Annotated in this window: 12 protein-coding genes; 5 read left to right on the top strand and 7 right to left on the bottom strand. The window is 71.7% G+C overall.

Annotated features, from left to right (window positions below; genetic code table 11):
- Positions 1-18: 18 nt before the first annotated feature.
- Entirely contained in the window at positions 19-621 is a 603-nt protein-coding gene (locus tag BN39_RS17685; RefSeq protein WP_019203780.1) for a DUF3558 domain-containing protein, read from the bottom strand.
- Positions 621-1,001 (bottom strand): hypothetical protein, encoded by a 381-nt coding sequence (locus BN39_RS17680; protein ID WP_019203779.1) that lies wholly within the window; start codon positions 999-1,001, stop codon positions 621-623. The genes BN39_RS17685 and BN39_RS17680 overlap by 1 nt, the downstream gene beginning before the upstream one ends.
- Positions 1,002-1,281: 280 nt before the next feature.
- On the opposite strand from BN39_RS17680, the gene BN39_RS23715 reads away from it, so the two are divergent.
- On the top strand, positions 1,282-2,445 hold the full coding sequence (locus BN39_RS23715) for a hypothetical protein (RefSeq protein ID WP_051159039.1): 1,164 nt from the start codon (positions 1,282-1,284) through the stop codon (positions 2,443-2,445).
- On the opposite strand, the gene BN39_RS17665 is transcribed toward BN39_RS23715, so the two are convergent.
- The gene (locus BN39_RS17665) at positions 2,420-3,232 is read right to left on the bottom strand and encodes an NAD-dependent protein deacylase (protein ID WP_019203778.1); all 813 of its coding nucleotides are present in this window, start codon (positions 3,230-3,232) and stop codon (positions 2,420-2,422) included. The two genes, BN39_RS23715 and BN39_RS17665, sit on opposite strands and share 26 nt — an antisense overlap.
- A gap of 330 nt (positions 3,233-3,562) precedes the next feature.
- On the opposite strand from BN39_RS17665, the gene BN39_RS17660 reads away from it, so the two are divergent.
- The 3 genes from BN39_RS17660 (at position 3,563) to BN39_RS17650 (ending at position 18,807) form a co-directional block, all read left to right on the top strand.
- The gene (locus BN39_RS17660; protein ID WP_019203777.1) at positions 3,563-12,859 is read left to right on the top strand and encodes a type I polyketide synthase; all 9,297 of its coding nucleotides are present in this window, start codon (positions 3,563-3,565) and stop codon (positions 12,857-12,859) included.
- 18 nt (positions 12,860-12,877) lie between these two features.
- Complete coding sequence (locus BN39_RS17655; RefSeq protein ID WP_019203776.1) at positions 12,878-13,261, top strand: holo-ACP synthase; 384 nt, start codon at positions 12,878-12,880, stop codon at positions 13,259-13,261.
- A 68-nt stretch (positions 13,262-13,329) separates the two neighbouring features.
- Positions 13,330-18,807, top strand: a complete 5,478-nt coding sequence (locus tag BN39_RS17650) for a carboxyl transferase domain-containing protein (RefSeq protein WP_019203775.1) — start codon at positions 13,330-13,332, stop codon at positions 18,805-18,807.
- Positions 18,808-18,904: 97 nt separating this feature from the next.
- Here the strand turns inward: BN39_RS17650 and BN39_RS17645 are convergent, their stop codons facing one another.
- Complete coding sequence (locus BN39_RS17645; protein ID WP_019203774.1) at positions 18,905-19,345, bottom strand: DUF6194 family protein; 441 nt, start codon at positions 19,343-19,345, stop codon at positions 18,905-18,907.
- Between the two features lie 37 nt (positions 19,346-19,382).
- Here BN39_RS17645 and BN39_RS17640 point away from each other — a divergent pair, with 37 nt between their 5' ends.
- On the top strand, positions 19,383-20,147 hold the full coding sequence (locus BN39_RS17640) for a MerR family transcriptional regulator (protein WP_019203773.1): 765 nt from the start codon (positions 19,383-19,385) through the stop codon (positions 20,145-20,147).
- On the opposite strand, the gene BN39_RS17635 is transcribed toward BN39_RS17640, so the two are convergent.
- From BN39_RS17635 to bcp, 3 genes are all read right to left on the bottom strand, one after another.
- On the bottom strand, positions 20,140-20,475 hold the full coding sequence (locus BN39_RS17635; protein WP_019203772.1) for an HIT domain-containing protein: 336 nt from the start codon (positions 20,473-20,475) through the stop codon (positions 20,140-20,142). The two genes, BN39_RS17640 and BN39_RS17635, sit on opposite strands and share 8 nt — an antisense overlap.
- Before the next feature lie 135 nt (positions 20,476-20,610).
- Positions 20,611-21,756 (bottom strand): acyl-CoA dehydrogenase family protein, encoded by a 1,146-nt coding sequence (locus BN39_RS17630; protein WP_019203771.1) that lies wholly within the window; start codon positions 21,754-21,756, stop codon positions 20,611-20,613.
- Positions 21,757-21,767: 11 nt separating this feature from the next.
- The gene (gene bcp, locus BN39_RS17625) at positions 21,768-22,241 is read right to left on the bottom strand and encodes a thioredoxin-dependent thiol peroxidase (protein ID WP_040768189.1); all 474 of its coding nucleotides are present in this window, start codon (positions 22,239-22,241) and stop codon (positions 21,768-21,770) included.
- Between the last annotated feature and the right edge of the window lie 14 nt (positions 22,242-22,255).

Raw genomic sequence — 22,255 nt, 5'->3', positions numbered from 1 at the left:
CGATGGGGTGGGCTGAGTTCAGGGTGCTTTGCTGATGGCGAGCGATGCGAAGGCGATGGCGCGGTCGCATTCGGCTGTGAGGCCCGGGGAGGGTGTGGTCGCCGCTGCGTTGGTGGTGACGATGGATTCATCAGATCGGAATGCTACGACGCAGTCGTCGAATCCGCTGGCGACGGCGATGGTGCGGCCGTGTGCGGTGCGGTCGGGTTGCCAGGTTCTGCTGCTCATCTTCTTCTTGTACTGGTCGAGGGGCATCTCCAGCCCGACGATCTGTGAGTATTGAGTGCCGCCGCGGGCGGAGGTGTAGTCGAATGCTCGCCAGTGGCAGCCGCGGTAGTTGGCGGAGTCGATTTGTGCTGCGTCGGTGATGGTGGCGGGGTTGATGTCGAGGGCTTGGAGTTCGGGGTCGGTGTAGGCGCTGCAGGGTTCGAAGGTGGTGCCGTCGGTGCGGTCGTTGGTGCGGTTCTTGATGGTGGGGGTGAAGGGCAGTGGTTTGGCGGAGGTGCGAGGTATACCGGCGGCTGTGGGGTCGCCGGGAACGCTCACTGCGCAGCTCGTGACGGTGCAGGAACAGGTGATCAGCACCAGTGATGTGGTGATTGAGAGCGCGCGGGAGCGCATCAGCTGCCGATCAGCCGGTTGATGCTGGCCTCGTTGGCGCCCTCGGTGCGAAGGATTTGTCGGCCGATCTCGCGGTACGCGGCGGCGATAGACCTCGCCTCGGCGGCCTGCGCCTTGAATGTTCTCGACAATGATCGTTCGTGGTCGACAGCCCCAAGGCGGATATTGAATGTAGCTGCTTCACCTTCCACTGTCGGGCCCAGGTTGTTCTGATCGCCGACGTCACGTAACCCTCCAGCAGCCGCGTCGAGGCGGTCTGCGTGGCGGTCGAAGGCTTTGGCGAGTTCCTCCTGGGGGTTGCCGTTGGAGACCATGGTGGGGCGGTCTTTGATCGCGTCGTGTGCGGCGTCGATGATCTGGGCCAGTTCGCCGTCTGCCATCGCGTGCTCCTGTCGTCGGCGCGGTGCGGAGGTTCGTGCCTATGAATTGGACGCATCAGCTCGGCGTTCGGTTCCCTCGAGTACGAACTGGGAACCGCACGCGGGGCTGGTGCGTCCAATCGGTATGGAGGGATTCCGAGACATCGGTGGCACGGACTTCGGGCGTATGTCGGCATCGGAGATCCGAGCGATAGCGAGGGCGCTGTCGAGCGCCGGTCTCGATGCAGATTCTCGCGCCGTCGGCCATGCGGGAACGACGCACGCGCAGAGTGTCGCCGAGTTGGAGCGCGACATCGCCGCCGTCGAGCCGAGGTGGACCGGCGACGCGGCGGCGGCGAGTTTCACGCAGGCCAGAGGGTTCGTCTTCACCTCGTACCCGGTCGCCCAGGAGGCGGCGCGGACGTCGCGGCAATTGGCAGCGCTGTCCGCAGCCGCTGGCGCGACGACTGAGAAGTTCAGCAACCTCAAGGACCCGGGCTTCGAGATCCGGGACCTGAAGTTCTGGGATCCGCACAACGACAGCGTCGGCGGTGAAGTAGCGGCGGAGCTACGCGCCACCTACACGGTGCCGGTGCAGTCGGACGCCAGCACGATGCCGCTGGGCCAGGCGGTATCGAAAGTCCCGTTCTCGATGCCGCCCCCGGGCGTCGGCGGCACCGAAGGCGGCACCACCGGAGTCGGTGTCGGGGGTCTGGGCGGCGGGTCGGGGGACACGGGGACGGAATCGGGCGCCGGCGCGAGCGGAGTAGGGGAGTCCGGCGACGGCACCAGTGAGGACGGCACCGTCGGCGGTATCGATGACGGCACCGGTGCTGCGTCCGGCGAAGGCGCGGCGATGACGGGCGCGGCGGGCCCCGGGACGGGACAGCAATCGGGGGGCACGCCCACGTCGGGCATCGGCACCGGCACGAATGGAGCCGCGGGCGCGGGAGACCTCGCCGGCGCGGCGCCGGACTCGTCGCTCACGGACGCGGCACAGGACGACCCTGCGACGCCGGGCTCGGGGTTCGGGGATCAATCGACGGTGGCGCCGCTGCTCAGCCCGGCCTCGGCCGTCACGGGCGGGCGGTCCGGAGGCAGCGTCGGAGGCGGGTTCGGCGGCGGCGCCGGGGGAGGCCTTTCGGGTGGCGGGCGTTCGGCTTCGCCGCTGGGCCTGCGTCCCGACGCGGCGGCGTTGCGCTCCACCGCGACGGCTGCGCCCGGCACGGGTGCCGGCGGTGGCGCGCGCCCCTCGTCCGGCGGCGGATACGGCGCGCCGGGCGCCGGGGCGGGGCAGCGCGGTCAGAACGACGGCAGGCACCGTGTGCCCGGCTACCTCATCGACAAGAAGAACGGCGAGGAGATCGTCGGCGGACTGCCGCTGGTGGGCCCCGGCGTGATCGGTCAGTGGAAGACCGACGGTGCGCCGGAACCTCCGGCTAAGGGCGGGCCGCGCCCGCGTTGATCGCGGCCACCAGCGCGGGCAGCGCTGTGGCGGCGGTCGCCCGCCAGGTGACGGACGCGTGCCGGCTCAGCGGCGTGACCTCCGGGTTGATCTCGATCACCGGGATGCCCGCCTCGAGCGCCGTCTCGGGCAGGCGCGCCGCCGGGTAGACGAGGTTGGACGTTCCGACCACGAGGACCACGTCGGCCGCGAGGACCGCGGCCTCGGCGCGGCCCCACGCGTCCACGGGCAGCGGCTCGCCGAACCACACGATCCCCGGCCGCACCAGGGACAGGCAGTGCATGCACGTGGGCGGGTCCACCCGCAGCTCCGGGCTGGGCTCCTCGCCGTCCCGCACCCGGATCTCCGCGTCCGACCCCAGGTAGGGCGTGCCGCAGTGCTCGCACCGCGGGGCGAACAGGCTGCCGTGCAGGTGTGCCGCGACCCGCGAACCGGCCCGCTCGTGCAGGTCGTCGACGTTCTGCGTGACGATGGAGACCGAGCGGCTGGACGCGAGCTCGGCGAGGGCGATGTGCCCGTCGTTGGGGTCCGCCCGGCGGGCGACGTGCGCGCGCCACAGGTACCAGCCCCACACCAGCGCGTTGTCCTGCGACCAGGCGTCGACCGAGGCGATCTCCTCGGGGTCGAACCGCTCCCAGAGCCCTGTCTGCGCCTCGCGGAAGGTCGAGATCCCCGACTCGCGGCTCATCCCGGCGCCGGTGAGGACCGCGATGTCGGCGCCCGAGCGGACGAGCTCGGCCACGGCGTGCGGGACGGCGACCTCGGCGGGGCGGTCAGAGGGCTGCATACCGGGCTGCATCGGCTCAGACTACCGACCGGCGACGGGCCCATGGAGCGACCGCGGCCAGGTAACGATTCGATAACAACTGCTACTGAGCGGAAACTTACGGAAAGGCGCTCGCGGGGCTGCCAACCAGCATTGATTCACGCGTGTATTGGCACCGGAATACACCCGTGAATCGCAATCAATAAGCTACTCGCCGGTATACCCGGCGGTTACATTCGTGCACGTCAGAGGCGTCGTCGATCCTGTGGTCTCATGGGATACGGATTTTCCGCGGGCCCGCCGCGGACGTGCCGTGATTTCGGTGCGTAGCGAGCTGATCCGAGGAGATTCATGACCGTCGACGACTTCGTCACCGCGAACGCCCGCACCGCCAAGAGCCCCCGAAGCAACGATGCACTCGTTGACCGCTTGGCCGCGGGCGAGCAGTACGCACTCGTCTTCGGCGGGCAGGGCGGCCCGTGGCTGCCCGGGCTCGTCTCGTTGCTCGAGCAGACCGGCCTGGCCGACGATCCCGAGTACCGCGAACTGTTCGACGGCTTCGTCGCGCACGCCGAGAGCGTGCTCGAGCCCGTCCGCGCCGAGCTGCTCCGCGCGCAGGCCGTCACCTTCGACCCGATGCGCTGGCGCGACGCCTCCATCGCGGCCTCCGAGGCCGAGACCCCCGATGAGGACGGCGACGAGGGGGCCCAGGGCCCGGCCTCGCGGCGCCCCCTCGCGCCGCAGGTCGACGGCGCCGTCTACTCCGTTCCCGGCGTCCTGTTCGCACAGCTGATCGCGCTCTACGGCCTCGAGGCGCAGGGCCTGGACCCGTGGGACGTCCCGCCGGTCGCCGCCATCGGCCACTCGCAGGGCCAGCTGGCCGTCGACGCGTTCGCCTCCCGCGGCGACGAGGGATCCCTGCTCGCCATCGCGCGCCTCATCGGTGCCGCCGGCCGCGTGGTCGCCCGCCGCAAGGGGCTCGTCGCCCTCGGCGGCGCCACCCCGATGATGTCGGTCTCCGGCGTCCGGCAGGACAAGCTCGAGAAGCTGCTCGCCGATTTCACGGCCACCGTCGCCTTCGACGCCTGCGGCCCCGTGCTCGCGGTGCGCAACAGCCGCACGTCGTTCGTGCTCACCGGCACCCCGAAGCTCCTTGCCGGCTTCCGCGAGTTCTGCGAGTCGGTCGCGGAGACCGAGGAGAGCCAGCGCAAGGAGAAGCTCACCGGTGGCGCCGCGTTCGCCCCGAAGTTCGAGGACGTCGCCGTCGACATCGGCTTCCACCACCCGGCTCTCGCCGACGGCGTGGCGCTCGCCACCGAGTGGGCGCAGCGCTGCGGCCTCGACGCCGAGACTGCGGCGCGGCTCGCAGCGGCCGTGCTCGTGGAGCCCGTCGACTGGGTCGCGGAAGTGGACGGCGCGATCGGCAAGGGCGCGCGTTGGCTCATCGACCTCGGCCCCGAGGACATCGCCACCAAGCTGTCGGCCGCGCCCGCGCGCGGCCGCGGCGTGGGCCTCGTGCCCGCCACCACGCTGCGCGGCGCGCGGAACCTGTTCTCGCCCGGCGGCGTTCCCGAGCTGCCGCAGGCGTGGTCGGAGTTCTCGCCCCGCCTCGTCACCCTCCCGGACGGTCGCACCGTGCTGTCCACCCGGTTCACCGAACTCACGGGCCGCAGCCCGATCCTGCTCGCCGGCATGACCCCGACCACCGTCGACCCGGGCATCGTCGCCGCGGCCGCGAACGCCGGCCACTGGGCCGAGCTCGCGGGCGGCGGCCAGGTCACCGAGCCGATCTTCGCGGACAACGTCGAGAAGCTCACCGCGCTGCTCGAGCCCGGCCGCGCCGCCCAGTTCAACTCGCTGTTCCTCGACCCGTACCTGTGGAAGCTGCAGTTGGGCGGCAAGCGGATCGTCCAGAAGGCGCGCGCCGCCGGCGCCCCGCTCGACGGCGTGATCATCACGGCCGGCATCCCCGAGCTGGAGGAGGCCACGGCCCTCGTCGAGGAGCTGACCGAGGCCGGCATGCGCTACGTGGCGTTCAAGCCGGGCACCGTCGAGCAGATCCGCCAGGTGGCGCGCATCGCGGCGGAGGTCCCGCAGTACCCCGTCATCGTGCACGTCGAGGGCGGCAAGGCCGGTGGCCACCACTCGTGGGAGGACCTGGACGAGCTGCTGCTCGTCACCTACGCCGAGCTGCGTGACCGCAACAACGTGGTGCTCGCCGTCGGCGGCGGCATCGGCACGCCCGAGCTCGCCGCGGAGTACCTCTCGGGCGAGTGGTCGCGCAAGCACGGCGCCCCCGCGATGCCGGTCGACGGCATCCTGGTCGGCACCGCGGCGATGGCCACCCTCGAGGCGACCACGTCGGCCGACGTCAAGCGCATGCTCGCCGACATCCCGGGCACCCCGGACTGGATCGGCGCCGGCCACGCCGGCGGCGGCATGGCCTCCGGCCGCAGCCAGCTGGGCGCCGACATCCACGAGATCGACAACACCGCGTCGGCCTGCGGCCGCCTCCTCGACGAGGTGGCCGGCGACGGCGACGCGGTCGCCGAGCGGCGCGACGAGATCGTCGCCGCGATGGCCGGCACCGCCAAGCCCTTCTTCGGCGACGTCGACACCATGACCTACGCCCAGTGGCTCGAGCGCTATCTGGAGCTGTCGGTCGGCACCCGTGAGCAGGCCGCCGCCGCCGACCCGAGCGTGTTCGGCGACTACGGCTGGCTGGACATCACCCACCAGGACCGTTTCCTGTCGATGCTGCACCGCGCCGAGGCCCGCCTGGCCGCCGAGGACCGCGGCCCCATCGAGACCGCGTTCGCCGACGTCTCCGCCACCGACGACGCCTACGCCGCCCTCGACGGGCTGCTGCAGCGCTACCCGGAGGCCGCGCAGACGCGCCTGCACCCGGCCGACGTTCCGTTCTTCGTGTCCCTGTGCCGCACCCCCGGCAAGCCGGTGAACTTCGTCCCCGTCGTGGACAAGGACGTCCGCCGCTGGTGGCGCAGCGACTCGCTGTGGCAGGCGCATTCGCCGCGGTACTCCGCCGACGAGGTGTGCATCATTCCGGGCCCGGAGGCCGTCGCCGGCATCACCCGCGTCGACGAGCCGGTCGGTGACCTGCTGAACCGGTTCGAGTCCGAGCTCGTGCGCCGCCGCGTCGCCACGGGGGAGACCGCCGAGGCCGTGGCGGGCCGCCGCGTGGTGCCCGGCGTGGAGTCGATCGCGCTCGCCCGGGCGCTCGCCGCCACCAACGTGCTGTGGGCCGGACGGCTCGTGCACAGCCCGATCGCCCGGCTCGGCGCCGGCAGCAGCTGGAGCGTCGAGAACGACGCCGACGGTGCCGTCGCCCGGCAGCCCGAGACCGGCGCGCGCCTGCGCGCCACCGGCCCGAACTCGGTGCGCCTCGAGATCCCGATCTCGGGCACCGAGCTCGTCATCCCGATCTCCGTCCCGGACAGCTGCGCCGACGGCGGCGTGCCCGTCGTCGAGCTGGACGACGCCGCCGAGGCCATGTCGAAACTGGTCGCCCTGGCGGCGGCGGGTGACCTCCCGGCCGTGACCGACGGCAGCGCGACGGTCGACTTCGCGTTCACCGCCGCCGACGCCGCGGACCACGCGGCGATCACCGCGGACAGCCTGCCCACGGGCCTCTCGGCCCTGTACGGCGACGAGCAGCTCGCCGTGCCGGACGCCTTCGTCGGCCTGTGCTGGCCCGCGTCCTTCGCCGTGGTCGGCGCCGCGAAGACCGCCGAGGGGCGGCCCGTGGTCGAGGGCATGCTCGACCTGGTCCACCTGGATCACGCGATCGAACTGGCCGCGAACCCCGAGCCCGGCGACTACCGCGCCACCGCGACCCTCCAGGACGTGACCGCGACCGAGGTCGGCACCGTGGTCACCGTCGGCATCGACGTGCGCGCCGAGGGCGCCGACACGGCCGCGGTCACCATGACCGAGCGTTTCGCGATCCGCGGCCGCACCGGCGACGCCGAGCTGTCCGATCCGGAGGCCGCCGGCGGCGCCCGGGGCGAGACCGCCACCGAGACCCCGCGCAAGCGCCTCCGCCAGGCCGTCGTGAGCGCCCCGCAGGACATGAGCGGCTTCGCGGCCGTCTCCGGCGACCACAACCCGATCCACACCTCGAACGTCGCCGCGAGTCTCGCGGGCCTGCCCGGCCCGATCGTGCACGGCATGTGGCTCTCGGCCGCCGCCCAGCAGGTCGCGTCCGCGTCCAACGGCGACGTGATGCACCGCAAGATCCGCGGCTGGACCACCCGCTTCCTGGGTATGGTCCTCCCCGGCGACGAGGTCCAGTTCACCGTCGAGCGGGTCGGCATCGACCGCGGCGGCGAGCTCCTCGAGATCACCGCCCGCGTGGGCGACGACCTCGTGATGGCCGCGACCGCCGTGGCGTTCCCCGCCGTCACCGCGTACGTCTTCCCGGGCCAGGGCATCCAGGGCAAGGGCATGGGCCTGCCGCAGCGCTCGCGCAGCAAGGCCGCCCGCGAGGTCTGGGACGAGGCGGACGCCCACACCCGCGAGAACCTGGGCTTCTCCATCCTCGCGGTGGTCCGCGACAACCCGCTGTCGATCCGCGCCAACGGCACGGTCTACAGCCACCCCGACGGCGTGCTGTACCTGACCGAGTTCACCCAGGTCGCGATGGCCACCGTCGCCTGCGCGCAGCTGGCCGAGCTCAAGGAGATCGGTGCCCGAGTCGACGAGCCGATCATCGCCGGTCACTCGGTGGGCGAGTACAACGCGCTGGCCTCCGCCGGCGTGCTGCCGCTCGGCACCATCCTGGAGACGGTGTTCCACCGCGGCCGCATCATGCAGGGCCTGGTCCCGCGCGACGAGCAGGGCCGCAGTCCGTACGCCATGGCCGCCATCCGGCCCGAACTGTTCGAGGTCGACGACGCGGACCTGACCGACTGGGTCGAGGGCACCCTCGAGGGCGCCGATGAGTTCGCCGAGATCGTCAACCTGAACCTGCGCGGCGCGCAGTACGTGGTGGTCGGCAACGAGGCCGGACTTGCCGCGCTGGAGAAGGCCATCGCCGAGCGCACCGGCAGCCCCAAGGCCTTCCAGCAGGTGCCCGGCATCGACATCCCGTTCCACTCGTCGGTGCTCCGGGACGGCGTCCCGGAGTTCGCAGCGCGCCTGCAGGAGCTGGTACCCGCCGAGTTCGACTACACCAAGCTGGTCGGCAAGTACCTGCCGAACCTCGTGGCCCGCCCGTTCGAGCTGACCGCCGACTTCGCGGTCTCCATCCTCGACGTGGTGCCCAGCGAGCCGGTGCGCGCGCTGGTCGCCGATTGGGACGCCGCCGCGGCGAACCCGATGGCCACGGCCCGCACGCTGCTCATCGAGCTGCTCGCATGGCAGTTCGCCAGCCCGGTCCGGTGGATCGAGACGCAGGACCAGCTGCTCATCGACACCGATCACGGCGGGCTCGGCGTGGAGCGCTTCATCGAGGTCGGCCTGGCCTCGGCGCCCACCCTGGCGAACCTCGCGAGCCGCACGCTGGCGCTGGCCTCGTACCAGCGCGCCGCGGCCACCGTGCTCAACGCCGAGCGCGACGCCGCGAAGGTCTTCGCCACCGACGAGGACGTGCCCGAGGACGAGGCCGACACCGGGGCCGAGGAGGCTTCGGCCGCACCGGCTCCCGCGGCCGCCGCCCCCGCGCCGTCGGCCGCGCCCGCGGCACCGTCGGGCGGCCCCCGACCGGACGACCTGTCGTTCGACGCCGCGGACGCGACCCGCGCGATGATCGCGATCTGGACCAAGATGCGCCCGGATCAGCTGGAGAAGACCGACACCATCGAGACGCTGTGCGACGGCGTGAGCTCGCGCCGCAACCAGCTGCTGCTCGACCTGGGCTCGGAGCTCAACCTCGGCGCGATCGACGGTGCCGCGGAGGCCGACCTGCCGACGCTTGCCGGCACCGTCACCAAGCTGGCGCGCACCTACAAGCCGCTCGGCCCGGTGCTCTCGGAGACCGTCGGCAACCAGCTGCGCAAGCTGCTCGGTTCCACCGGCAAGCGCCCGAACTACATCACCGAGTACGTCACCGGCACATGGGAACTCGGCCCGGGTTGGGCCCAGCACACCGTGCTCGCGCTGGCCACCGGCACCCGTGAGGGCGCCTCGGTCCGTGGCGGCGACCTCGCGACGCTGCTCGACGGCCCCGTGTCCAACGCGGCCGCCCTCGACGCGCTCATCGACCGCGCCGTGGTCGAGGTGGGCGCCGCGCAGGGCGTGACCGTGGGCAAGCCGTCCGCCGGCGGAGGGGCCGGCGGCGGTGCCACCGTGGACGCGGCGGCGCTCGCCGAGTTCACCGGCGCGATCACCGGGCCCGACGGCGCGCTCGCCGCGTCGGCGCGCACCCTGCTGCGCAAGCTGGGCCTCGAGTCCGAGGAGGGCGGCCTGCCCGAACTGGACGACGAGTCGCAGCGGCTCGCGGACCTCATCGCCACCGAGCTCGGCGACGACTGGTCGAGCGCCGTGGCCCCGGCCTTCGACAAGAACAAGGCCGTGCTCATCGACGACCGCTGGGCCAGCGCCCGCGAGGACCTGCTCCGCGTGTGGAACATGGACCCCTCGACGTTCCCGACGTACAGCAAGCACATCCTGGAGACCGCGAAGGGCGCCGGCCCGGTGCTCGTGGACCAGGCCCGCTGGTGGGAGAAGAAGGCCACCGCCGCAGGGCGTCCCGAGCACGCCCGGGCGTACGCCTTCCTCGCCGGCCTCGCCGAGTCGACCCCGGAGCCCGGTGTCTACGCCGGCGAGGTGGCCGTGGTCACCGGCGCCTCCGCGGGATCGATCGCCGCCGCGGTCGCCGCGCGCCTGCTGGCCGGCGGCGCGACGGTCATCTGCACCACGTCGCGGCTGGACGAGAAGCGCCTGAACTTCTTCAAGGAGCTGTACCGCACCAGCGCCCGCACGGACGCCGCCCTGTGGGTGGTGCCCGCCAACATGGGCAGCTACGCGGACGTCGACGCGCTGGTCGAGTGGATCGGCGAGCGCTGGGCCGAGACGGTGGGCCCGTACACGACGGTGCACAAGGAGGCCCTGGTCCCGACGCTGCTGTTCCCGTTCGCCGCGCCGCGGGTCTCGGGCGACATGGCGGACGCCGGGCCGCGCGCCGAGCTGGAGATGAAGATCCTGCTGTGGTCGGTCGAGCGGCTCATCGCCGGCCTGGCCGCCGTCGGCAAGGACACCGACCTCGCGTCGCACCTGCACGTGGTGCTGCCGGGCTCGCCCAACCGCGGCATGTTCGGCGGCGACGGGGCGTACGGCGAGGCCAAGGCCTCCCTGGACGCGTTGGTCACCCGTTGGAACGCCGAGAAGTCCTGGTCCGACCGGGTCACGCTGGCCCACGCCATCATCGGCTGGGTCCGCGGCACCGGCCTGATGGGCGGCAACGACCCGCTGGTCGAGGCCGTCGAGGCCGAGGGTGTGCGCACCTGGTCCACCTTCGAGATGGCCGACGAGCTGCTCGCCAACGCCTCCGCCGAGGCGCGGGCGCGGGCCGAGCAGGCGCCCCTGTTCGCCGATCTCACCGGCGGCCTGGGCGGCGTGAGCCTGGACATGAAGGCGCTGGCCGACCAGGCGATGGAGGCCCGCCTCGCGGAGGCGGCCGAGGACGACGAGGAGGGCACCATCGCGGCCCTGCCCGGCGCCCCCGTCGCCACGCTCGCCGAGCCCGACTGGGGCACCGTCGAAGCCCGTCCCGAGGACATGGTCGTCGTGGTCGGGGCCGGCGAGGTCGGCCCGTACGGCAGCTCCCGGACCCGGTTCGAGATGGAGGTCGACGAGCGGCTGTCCGCGGCCGGCGTCGCCGAGCTGGCATGGGTCACCGGCCTGATCACGTGGGAGAACGACCCGGAGCCGGGCTGGTACGACGCCGAGTCGGGTGAGCTCGTGCCCGAGGCGGAGTTGGCCGACAAGTACCACGACACGGTCGTCGAGCGGTGCGGTATCCGCGAGTTCAGCGACGACGGCGACATGATCGATCAGTCCGCGCCGCTGCTGGTCTCGGTGTTCCTGCCCGAGGACATGTCCTTCGTGGTGGCGAACGAGACCGAGGCCCGCGCCTTCGTGGACGCCGACCCGGAGAACACGGTCGCCACCTCGATGGAGACCGGCGAGTGGCAGGTGACCCGCAAGGCGGGCACCGAGATCCGCGTGCCGCGCCGTACCAAACTGCTGCGCAGCGTGGGCGGCCAGGTGCCGGACGGCTTCGATCCCACGCACTGGGGCATCACCCCGGAGATGATGGAGTCGGTGGACCGGCTGGCGCTGTGGAACCTCGTGGCCACCGTCGACGCGTTCATCTCGGCGGGCTTCGAGCCGGCCGAGCTGATGCAGTACGTCCACCCGGCGCACGTGGCCAACACGCAGGGCACCGGCATGGGCGGCATGAGCTCGATGCGCGATCTGTTCGTCAACACCCTGCTGGGTGAGCCGAACCAGAACGACATCCTGCAGGAGGCGCTGCCGAACGTCGTCGCCGCGCACGTGGTGCAGAGCTACGTGGGCAGTTACGGCGCGATGATCCACCCGGTCGCCGCGTGCGCCACCGCGGCCGTCTCGGTCGAGGAGGGCGTCGACAAGATCAAGGTCGGCAAGGCCATGTTCGCCGTCACCGGCGGCTTCGACGACCTGTCGATCGAGGGCATCACCGGCTTCGGCATGATGCAGGCCACCGCGGACAGCGAGAAGATGCTGGCCAAGGGCATCAGCCCGCGCCGCTTCTCCCGCGCGAACGACCGCCGGCGGTCCGGCTTCGTCGAGGCGCAGGGCGGCGGCACGATCCTGCTGGCCCGCGGCGACGTCGCGGCGCGGATGGGCCTGCCGGTGCTGGGTGTGGTCGCGTGGGCGCAGAGCTTCGGCGACGGTGTGCACACCTCGATCCCGGCGCCGGGTATGGGCGCGCTGTCGGTGGCCGCGGGAGGCGCCGAGGCGCCGATCGCCCGCAGCCTGCGGCAGCTGGGCGTCGCGGCCGACGACGTGTCGATCATCAGCAAGCACGACACGTCGACCAACGCGAACGACCCGAACGAGGCGCAGCTGCACGAGCGCATCGCCGAGTCGATCGGCCGCAGCAAGGGCGCACCGCTGTTCGTGGTGTCGCAGAAGTCGCTGACCGGTCACGCCAAGGGCGGCGCGGCGGCGTTCCAGCTGATCGGCATGTGCCAGATGCTCAACGAGGGCGTCATCCCGCCGAACCGCAGCCTCGACTGCGTGGACGACGAGATGCGCAAGTACCCGCACCTGGTGTGGCTGCGCGACACCGCGCGGCTGGGGCAGGGATTCACGGCCAAGGCAGGCCTGCTGACCTCGCTCGGTTTCGGTCACGTCTCGGGTCTCATCGCGGTCGTCCACCGCGACGCCTTCCTGGCGTCGCTGGACCCCGAGACCAGGGCGGCGTACCTGGCGGCGGCGCGCGAGCGCGAGGTCGCGGGGCAGCGGGCGGTCCTGTCGGCCATGTGCGGTCGCTCGGACCTGTACCGCAAGCCGCCGGCCGGCCGGCGGTTCGGCGCGGATTCCTCGTCGTCGGCCACGGACGCCCGGGAAGCCGAGTTGCTGCTGGACGACGACACCCGGCTCGGTCCCGACGGCACGTACTGCGCCGGCGGGTGCAGCTAGGCGGATAGGCTTCCCGCCATGGCCGTGGTGGGGATCGGGATCGACGTGGTGCACGTGCCCGGGTTCGCGGAGCAACTGGCGCAACCCGGGACCACGATGCTCTCGTCGTTCAGTCCCGCCGAACGACGGGACGCCGACGGCGACGTCCGTTCCCTGGCCGCCCGGTGGGCGGCCAAGGAGGCGGTGTTCAAGGCGTTCTCGGCGGGCTACTACGCGCAGCGGCCCGCAGAGAAGGAGATCGGTGCGCGGGAGGTCGAAGTGGTGTCGGACGCGTGGGGGAGACCGGCCGTGCGGGTGCACGGCCGGATCGCCGACGACCTGGGGCCGGAGGCGACGATCCACCTCTCGCTCACCCACGACGGCGATACCGCGGCGGCGGTCGCGGTGATCGAGAAGACTTAAGAAGAGCGCGGCGGGCCCGCCACGGCGGGCCCGCTTCGCACCTGTTACAGCCGAAAGGGAACAAGCGAGTGTTCAGCCGAATCGCCATCGTGAACCGGGGCGAGGCCGCGATGCGCCTCATCCACGCGGTCCGCGACCTGGCCGCAGAAACCGGACAGCAGATCGAGACGGTCGCCCTGTACACCGACGTCGACCGCACGGCGACGTTCGTGCGCGAGGCGGACATCGCGTACGACCTGGGCCCGGCGGCTGCACGCCCGTACCTGAATCTGGAGCTGCTGGGGCAGGCCCTCACCGAGACCGGCGCCGACGCGGCGTGGGTCGGCTGGGGCTTCGTCGCCGAGGACCCCGCCTTCGCCGAGAAGTGCGCCGAGGTCGGTGTGACCTTCGTCGGCCCGAGCGCCGACGCGATGCGGCAGCTGGGCGACAAGATCGGCGCCAAGCTCATCGCCGAGGAAGTCGGCGTCCCCGTCGCGCCGTGGAGCCGCGGCCCGGTGGAGACGCTGGAGGAGGCCAAGACCAAGGCCGAGGACATCGGCTACCCGCTGATGCTCAAGGCCACCGCGGGCGGCGGCGGTCGAGGCATCCGCAAGGTCACCTCGTTCGAGGAGCTCGAGGACGCCTACCTGCGCACCCGCGAGGAGGCCGAGCGTGCGTTCGGCAGCGGCGTCGTGTTCCTGGAGCGCCTGGTGACCGGCGCCCGGCACGTGGAGGTCCAGGTGATCTCCGACGGCGAGACGGCCTGGGCGCTCGGCGTGCGCGACTGTTCGGTGCAGCGCCGCAATCAGAAGGTCATCGAGGAGTCGGCGTCGCCGGTCCTCGGCGAGGAGCAGGTGAAGCGGCTCAAGGAGTCCGCGGAACGGCTGGCCGTGCGCGTGGGGTACCGCGGCGCCGCCACCGTCGAGTTCCTCTACCATCCGGGCGACGATCTGCTCGCCTTCCTCGAGGTGAACACCCGCCTGCAGGTGGAGCATCCGATCACCGAGGTCACCAACAGCTTCGACCTGGTGCGCGCGCAGCTGCACGTGGCGTCGGGCGGCAAGCTCACGGGTGAGCCGCCGGTGGAGCGCGGGCACGCCATCGAGGCGCGCCTGAACGCGGAGGACCCCGACCGCGACTTCGCGCCCGCGCCGGGCCGCATCGCGCTGCTCGACCTGCCCGCGGGCCCCGGTATCCGCATCGATACCGGTGTCTCCCAGGGCGACACCATTCCCGCCGACTTCGACTCGATGATCGCCAAGGTCATCGCGTACGGCAAGGACCGGGACGAGGCGCTCGGGCGCCTGCGCCGCGCCATGAACGAGACCCGCGTGATCATCGAGGGCGGCGCCACCAACAAGAGCTTCGTGCTCGACCTGCTGGGCCAGCCCGAGGTGATCGACGGCAGCGCCGACACCGGCTGGATCGACCGTGTGCGCGGCGAGGGCCGGCTGGTCGCGGACCGGCACACCGCGGTCGCGCTGGCCTCGGCCGCGATCGACGCGTACGAGGACGAGGAGCAGATCGAGCTGCAGCGCCTGCTGACCACCGCGTCGGGCGGCCGCCCGCAGGTGCAGCACGAGAGCGGCCAGCCGCTCGATTTCAAGCTGCGCGGGTCGAGTTACCGCGTGCGGGTCGCCCGCATCGGCGGCAATCGCTTCCGCCTCGTCATCGAGAACGGCGCCGAGACCCGCACGGCCGACGTCGATCTCGAGCGTTTCGACAACCACACCGGCCAGGCCGTGGTCAACGGCGTCCGGTACCGGCTCACCACCGGCACGCACGGCCCGGTCCACGTGGTCGACGTGGACGGTGTCACGCACCGCGTCAGCCGCGACGAGGGCGGCGTGGTCCGCTCGCCCGCGCCCGCGCTCGTGGTGGCCGTGCCGCTCGCCGTGGGCGACGAGGTGGAGGCCGGTGCCCCGATCCTCGTGCTCGAGTCGATGAAGATGGAGACGGTGCTGCGCGCGCCGTTCGCCGCCCGCGTCAAGGAGTGCGCGGTCACCGTCGGCAGCCAGGTCGAGGCCGGCGCGCCGCTGTTGCGCCTGGAGCCGATGGGCGACGGTGACGCCGGCGACGCCGCCGCGGTGGAGACCGTGCCGCTGGACCTGCCCGAGGTCACCGTCCGTCGCGGCGCCGTCGAGCGCGCCGCGGCCGGGCGGGAGGGCCTGCGCAGCCTGCTGCTGGGCTTCGACGTGGACCCGGCGCACGAGGGCCGCCGCCTCGACGACTACCTCGTGGACCGCGTGGCCGCGGAGCTCGAGGGCGCCGTCCCGACGGCCGAGGAGCTCGCCCTGGTGGGCGTCTTCGCCGACCTGGCGGAGCTGGGCCTGCGGCGCCCCGTCGGCGGCGACGACGAGGTGCACAGCCCCCGCGAGCACTTCCACACCTACCTGCGCAGCCTGGACGCCGACCGCGCCGGCCTGCCCGACTCCTATCGGGCGAAGCTCGCGGCCGCGCTCGGCCACTACGGCATCACCGAACTGGACCGCACCCCGGACTTGGAGGGCGCGGTGTTCCGCGTGTTCCTGGCCCAGCAGCGGCCCAAGGCCGGTGTCCGCGTGATCACCGCGCTGCTGCGCAAGTGGCTGCGCGAACCCGCACCGTCGGCCGAGCAGGGCGGTGACGCGCGCGCCGTGCTGGAGCGCCTCATCGACGCCACGCAGTCGCGCTACCCGGTGATCGCCGACCTCGCCCGCGGCGTGGTGTTCGCCTGGTTCGGGCAGCCGCTGCTGCACCGCAACCGCGAGGGCGTGTACTCGGCGGTCCGGGAGAGCCTGGCGCATCTGGACGAGAACCCGAGCGCCGCCGACCGCGCGGACCGGATCGCCCAGATGGTGCGCAGCACCGAACCGCTGGTGCTGCTCCTCGGCGAGCGCCTGACCCCGGGCGTGCAGCGCGACAACAGCGTGATGCTCGAGGTGCTCACCCGCCGCTACTACGGCAACAAGGGCCTGTCCGACGTGCGCACCCAGCAGGTGGACGGCACGACGTTCGTCGTCGCGGAGCGCGACGGTGCGCTGCTGGCCTCGGCCGCCGTGTCGTACGAGCAGCTGGGCGACGCGGTCGCGGGCCTCGCGACCGTGGCCGACGGCGCCGCCTCGGTGGACGCCGACATCTACCTCAGCTGGGAGCAGCAGCCGGAGGACCAGGACGCGATGGTCGCGGCCTTCGACAGCGTCCTGTCGGGGCACCCGCTGCCCGCGCAGGTGCGTCGCGTGACGATCACGGTGGCGGGGAGCGGCGGCGCGGTCATGCACCACCACTTCACCTTCCGTGCCGGCACCAACGGCTTCGGCGAGGACCGGTTGATCCGCGGCCTGCACCCGTACATCGCGCAGCGCATGCAGCTCGAGCGGCTCCGCCGGTTCGACCTGACCCGGCTGCCCTCGTCGGACGACGAGGAGGTGTACCTGTACCGCGCCGTGGCCAAGGACAATCCGGCCGACGACCGGCTGGTGGCGTTCGCACAGGTCCGCGACCTGGCGGCGGTGCGCGATCGCGAGGGCCGGATGCTGGCCCTGCCGACCGCGGAGATCGCCCTCGCCACGTGCGTCGACTCGATCCGGCGGGCCCAGGCCGGCCGTCCGTCCACGAAGCGGCTGCCCACCAACCGGATCGTCATGTACATCTGGCCGCCGGTGGAGCTCAGCGACGGTGAGCTCGAGGCCCTCGTCGGGCACATCGAGGCCACCACGGTCGGTGCCGGCCTGGAGGAGGTGCTGCTGATCGGCCGCCGCCGCGATGCGGAGACCGGGCAGCTCACCAAGACCGAGGTGCGGGTGTCGTTCAGCCCCACCGGCCGGGCCGAGCTGCAGATCGGTGAGCCCACGGAGGACACCGTCGAGCCCATCGACGGATACCGGCAGAAGGTGCTGCGCGCCGCGAGCCGCAACACCGCCTACCCGTACGAACTGACCGGCGCGCTGGGCGATTTCGTCGAGTACGAGCTGGCCGAGGGCGATATCGCCGACGTGCTGGTGCCCGCGGAGCGGGCGAAGGGCCGCAACACCGCCGGCATCGTGGCCGGCGTCGTCTCCACGCCGACCGACGACTACCCCGAGGGCGTCAAGCGCGTTCTGCTGCTGGGTGATCCGACCAAGTCGCTGGGCGCGCTGGCCGAGGCCGAGTGCCGCCGGATCATCGCGGCGATCGACCTCGCGGAGCGGATGCAGGTTCCCGTCGAGTGGTACGCGCTGTCCGCGGGCGCCCGGATCTCGATGGACTCCGGTACGGAGAACATGGACTGGGTGGCCGCGGCGCTGAAGAAGATCGTCGAGTTCACGCAGGAGGGCGGCGAGATCAACATCGTGTCCGCCGGAATCAACGTGGGCGCGCAGCCGTACTGGAACGCCGAGGCCACCATGCTCATGCACACCAAGGGCGTGCTGATCATGACTCCGGAGTCGGCCATGGTGCTCACCGGCAAGCAGTCGCTGGACTTCTCCGGCGGCGTCTCGGCCGAGGACAACTTCGGCATCGGCGGGTACGACCGGATCATGGGCCCCAACGGCCAGGCGCAGTACTGGGCCCCGGACCTGGTGGGCGCGCACAAGATCCTGATGGAGCATTACGCGCACACCTACATCGCTCCGGGCGAGGACGCGCCGCGCCGCGCCGCCACCACGGACCCGGCGGACCGCGACATCACGGAGTACCCGCACGTCCTCGCGGACAGCGACTTCACCACGGTGGGCGACATCTTCTCCTCGGAGAAGAACCCGGATCGCAAGAAGCCGTTCGACATCCGCACCGTGATGCGCGCGCTGTCCGATCAGGACCACGAGGTGTTGGAGCGCTGGGCGACGATGGCCGACGCGGAGACCGCGGTGGTGCAGGACGTGCACCTCGGCGGCATCCCGGTGTGCCTGTTGGGCATCGAATCGAAGTCGGTTCCGCGCCTGGGCTTCCCGGCAACGGACGGCCCGGACACCTACACCGCGGGCACGCTGTTCCCGCAGTCGTCGAAGAAGGCGGCGCGAGCCATCAACGGCGCCAGCGGCAACCGCCCGCTCGTGGTGCTCGCGAACCTGTCCGGGTTCGACGGTTCGCCGGAGTCGCTGCGCAAGCTCCAGCTGGAGTACGGCGCCGAGATCGGCCGCGCGATCGTCAACTTCGACGGCCCGATCGTGTTCTGCGTGATCTCGCGCTACCACGGCGGCGCCTTCGTGGTGTTCAGCAAGCAGCTGAACTCCAACATGACGGTGCTGGCCATCGAGGGCTCGTTCGCCTCGGTGCTCGGCGGTGCCCCCGCCGCCGCAGTGGTGTTCGCCGGCGAGGTGAACGCGCGCACCGACGGCGACTCCCGCGTCAAGGAGCTGGAGGCGCTCGTCGCGGAGGCCAGCGGCACCGAGCGGGCGGCGCTGGTCGCCGAGCTCGACGAGGTGCGCAGCTCGGTCCGCGCCGAGAAGCTGGGCCAGGTGGCGTCGGAGTTCGACGCGGTGCACAGCATCCGTCGCGCGGTCGAGGTGGGCTCGGTCGACGAGATCGTCGCCGCCGCCGATCTGCGCCCGAAGATCATCGCGGTGATCGAGGCCGCCGAGGCGAAGAAGGCCGCCGAGAAGTAGATCGGGGGACGTACGCGAGGGCACCGTCGGGAATCCCGGCGGTGCCCTCCGTGTCTCTCGCACACACGGACCCCGCGACCCGGCTCCGCCGGGGCTCCTAGCCCCGGCGCTCCGCCCGAGCGACGGCGGCCGCGTGCGCCTCGCCCAGGAGGCCGATGGCCAGGCCGACCGATCGGGGGCCCGGCGTCACCACGGCGACCCAGCCCTGCCGGGCGTACAGGGGGTGCGGGATCACGCGGTCCGCCGTGGCGTAGTCGTCCTCGTCGGGGGACACCAGCTCGCCGAACCGGGCCCGCCCCACGTGGATGTTCAGCCGGAAGCGGCCGGGGCCGCCGAGCTCGGACAGCTCGTCACCCGGGTAGTCCTTGGTGACGATCGTCGCGAACGGCTGGCCGCGTTCGGGGATCCGGCCGTCGGGGGAGTGGTAGAAGAAGTGGTCGCCCCAGGCGACCTCGGGGAACTCGCTGCCCGGTGCGGGTGCCAGCTCGACGACGTCCTCCAGGGCACGGGCGTGATCGATGATCTCCTGCATACTCATGGTTGAAGTATGAGGTTGAAGTGCTTACGGAGGGTTCGTGGCGGAGCGCGTCGGGTCGGGCACAGCACAGGTGTCGTCGGCGACCGGGTACAGCCTCCAGCAGATCCGCGACCTGGAGGCGGCGGGAGTCCTCGCCCCGGTGCCCCGCGCCCCGAACGGGTACCGCGTGTACTCGGACGAGCACGTGCGTGACCTGCGCGCCTACCGCGACCTGGCGGCGGCGGTGGGGCCCGTCCGGGCGCGGTCCGTGTTCCGCGGGGTGCGGGCGGAGGGGGCCGACGCGGCGGTCGCCCTCGTGGCCGGCCTGCACGAGGAGCTCGCCCGGGAACGCGAGCAGGCGCTCGCTGCGCGCGCGGCCCTCCGTGCGGTGCGCGGTGAAGCGGCAGTCGAGGCCCCGCCGGCGCCGGGAGACGACCTCACGATCACCGAGCTCGCCGGGGCGCTGGGGGTGCGCGCGTCCACGCTGCGGTTCTGGGAGCGCGAGGGCCTGCTCATGCCGTCGCGTTCGGCGAGTCCCGGTGCGGCGCGGCGGTATCCGGTTCCGGAGGTGCGGATGGCGCGGATCGTCGCGGAGCTGCGGGGTGCGGGCTACCGGATCCCCGATGCCCGACGGGCCGTGATGGCCCTGCGGGAGCTGGGCGACGGGGCGTCCTCGGAAGCGGCCCTCGACGCACGGATCGCGGCGATAGGACGCCGACAGCTGGCCCTGCTGCGCGCCGGGGCCGTCCTCGCCGCGGTGATCGAGGGCGGCCCGGGGCCGGATGCGCTCGACGATCGTCGCGCTGGTCGAACGGCTACCTGAGCTGCGGCCCGGCGTGGACGTGGAAGTGCAGATGTTTGGAATCCTGGTAGTCGCCGAGGTTGGTAGCGACGGAAGCGGATCCGGCTCGACCGACGATGTCGGCCGCTACAGCCTGGACGACCAGAAGAAGGTTCGTCGCAAGGTCCCCAGGCTCCAGTTCCAGCAGTGATGAGACGTGCTGTTTGGGTACAACGACCACGTGGATCTGCCAGAACGGGCGGGTGTGCTCGAAGGCCAACACTGAGTCGTCCTCGTGCGCCACGACCAGGTCACGCCGCCTCGGAATGGCGATGTCGCAGTAGAAGTCGGTGCCCATGTAGTCAGCCACAACCCGAGCGTAGGGGTGCGCGGGTCGAGCGCTGGCTGATTCCGTCCACCGCGGACGCGCTGTCCGCAGCGGACGGAATCCGAGGGCTTCGCGGCCGCCGCAGCGCCGCCGTGACCCGCCACCCGCGACGATCAGCTACAGCTGCAGATCGCGGCCGATGATCTCCTTCATGATCTCCGAGGAGCCGGCCCAGATGCGCGTCACGCGGGCGTCCATCCACGCGCGGGCGGCACGGTATTCGCGCATGTAGCCGTAGCCGCCGTGCAGCTGCACGCAGCTGTCGAGCACCTGGTTCTGGATCTCGGCGGACACGTACTTGACCTTGGCGGCGTCGATGGCGGTGAGCTTGCCGTCGGCGTGCGCGGCGACGGCCTGGTCCACGTAGGCCTGCGCCATCTCGATCTTCGTCACGAGGTCGGCCAGCAGGAACTTGTTGTGCTGGAACGAGCCGATGGACTGGCCGAAGGCCTTGCGCTCGCGCGCGTACTCGACGGTCTCGGCCAGGATCTGCTTGGCGTGCGCCACGTTCGCGACCGCCGAGCCGATCCGCTCCTGCGGCAGCTTCTCCATCATGTGCACGAAGCCGCGGTCCACCTCGCCCACGAGGGCGCTGGCAGGCAGCCGCACGTCGTCGAAGAACAGCTCGGCGGTGTCGGCCTCGGGCTGGCCCACCTTGTCCAGCTTGCGGCCGCGCTGGAAGCCCGGCAGCGAGGCGTCCACCACGAACAGCGAGATGCCGCGGGCCCGCGCCTCCACGTTGGTCTTCGCGGCGATCACCGCCACGTCACAGGTGTAGCCGTTGGTGATGAACGTCTTGGAGCCGTTGAGGATCCAGTCGTCGCCGCTGCGCACCGCCGTCGACTTGAGGGCGGCCAGGTCGGAGCCGGCGGAGGGCTCGGTCATGCCGATCGCGGCCACGGCCTCGCCCGAGGCGATCTGCGGCAGCCACTGCTGCTTCTGCTCCTCGGTGCCCAGCTTGACGATGTACGGGGTCACGATGTCGAAATCGATGCCCACCGAGCTGGCGAAGGCCATCGAGACCGCGGCCAGTTCCTCCTGCGCGATGGCGTTGAAGCGGTAGTCCTCCGCCTCGCCGCCGTCGTACGCCTCCGGGATCTCCAGGCCCAGGACGCCCTGCTCGCCGAGGCCGCGCCACACGTCGCGGGCGATCAGCTTGTCGTCGATGTACTGCTCGGCGTTCGGCAGCACGTTCTTCTGCAGGTAATCGCGGACGGCGGAGCCGAACTGGCGGTGATCGTCGGTGTAGATGGTGCGGTCCAACTGGGGTCCTCTCAGAGTTTCAGGTCGCGGCGCAGCTTGGCGACGTGGCCGGTGGCGCGCACGTTGTACTGCGCGACCTCGATCTTCCCCTCCGCGTCGATGACGAACGTCGACCTGATCACGCCCGTCACGGTCTTGCCGTACATCATCTTCTCACCGAAGGCCCCGTACGCGGTAAGCACCTGCTTATCCGGGTCGGAGAGGAGCGGAAATGTGAGCGAATCGCGCTCGGCGAACTTCTTCAGCTTCTCCGGCTTGTCCGGGGAGATGCCCAGGACCGCGAGGCCGGCCTCGCCGAAATCGGCCAGATTATCGCGGAAGTCGCACGCCTGCTTGGTGCATCCGGGCGTCATCGCGGCGGGGTAGAAGTACAGGACGACGCGCTTGCCGCGGTAGTCGGACAGGGAGACGGGGTTGCCGTCCTGGTCCGGCAAAGTGAAAGAAGGTGCACTAACATCGGGCTCCAGTCGCGAAGAAGTAGTCATGCGGTTACCGTATC

Origin of the sequence: Tsukamurella sp. 1534, assembly GCF_000312385.1 — a bacterium.
In the GTDB taxonomy this organism is placed as follows: Bacteria; Actinomycetota; Actinomycetes; order Mycobacteriales; family Mycobacteriaceae; genus Tsukamurella.
This window is presented reverse-complemented; position numbering and strand designations above follow the sequence as displayed.

Excerpts from the sequence above, each read along its gene's own strand:
- BN39_RS17685 (WP_019203780.1), bottom strand. The coding sequence starts at position 621 with ATGCGCTCCCGCGCGCTCTCAATCACCACATCACTGGTGCTGATCACC.
- BN39_RS17680 (WP_019203779.1), bottom strand. The coding sequence starts at position 1,001 with ATGGCAGACGGCGAACTGGCCCAGATCATCGACGCCGCACACGACGCG.
- BN39_RS17665 (WP_019203778.1), bottom strand. The coding sequence starts at position 3,232 with ATGCAGCCCTCTGACCGCCCCGCCGAGGTCGCCGTCCCGCACGCCGTG.
- BN39_RS17660 (WP_019203777.1), top strand. The coding sequence starts at position 3,563 with ATGACCGTCGACGACTTCGTCACCGCGAACGCCCGCACCGCCAAGAGC.
- BN39_RS17655 (WP_019203776.1), top strand. The coding sequence starts at position 12,878 with ATGGCCGTGGTGGGGATCGGGATCGACGTGGTGCACGTGCCCGGGTTC.
- BN39_RS17645 (WP_019203774.1), bottom strand. The coding sequence starts at position 19,345 with ATGAGTATGCAGGAGATCATCGATCACGCCCGTGCCCTGGAGGACGTC.
- bcp (WP_040768189.1), bottom strand. The coding sequence starts at position 22,241 with ATGACTACTTCTTCGCGACTGGAGCCCGATGTTAGTGCACCTTCTTTC.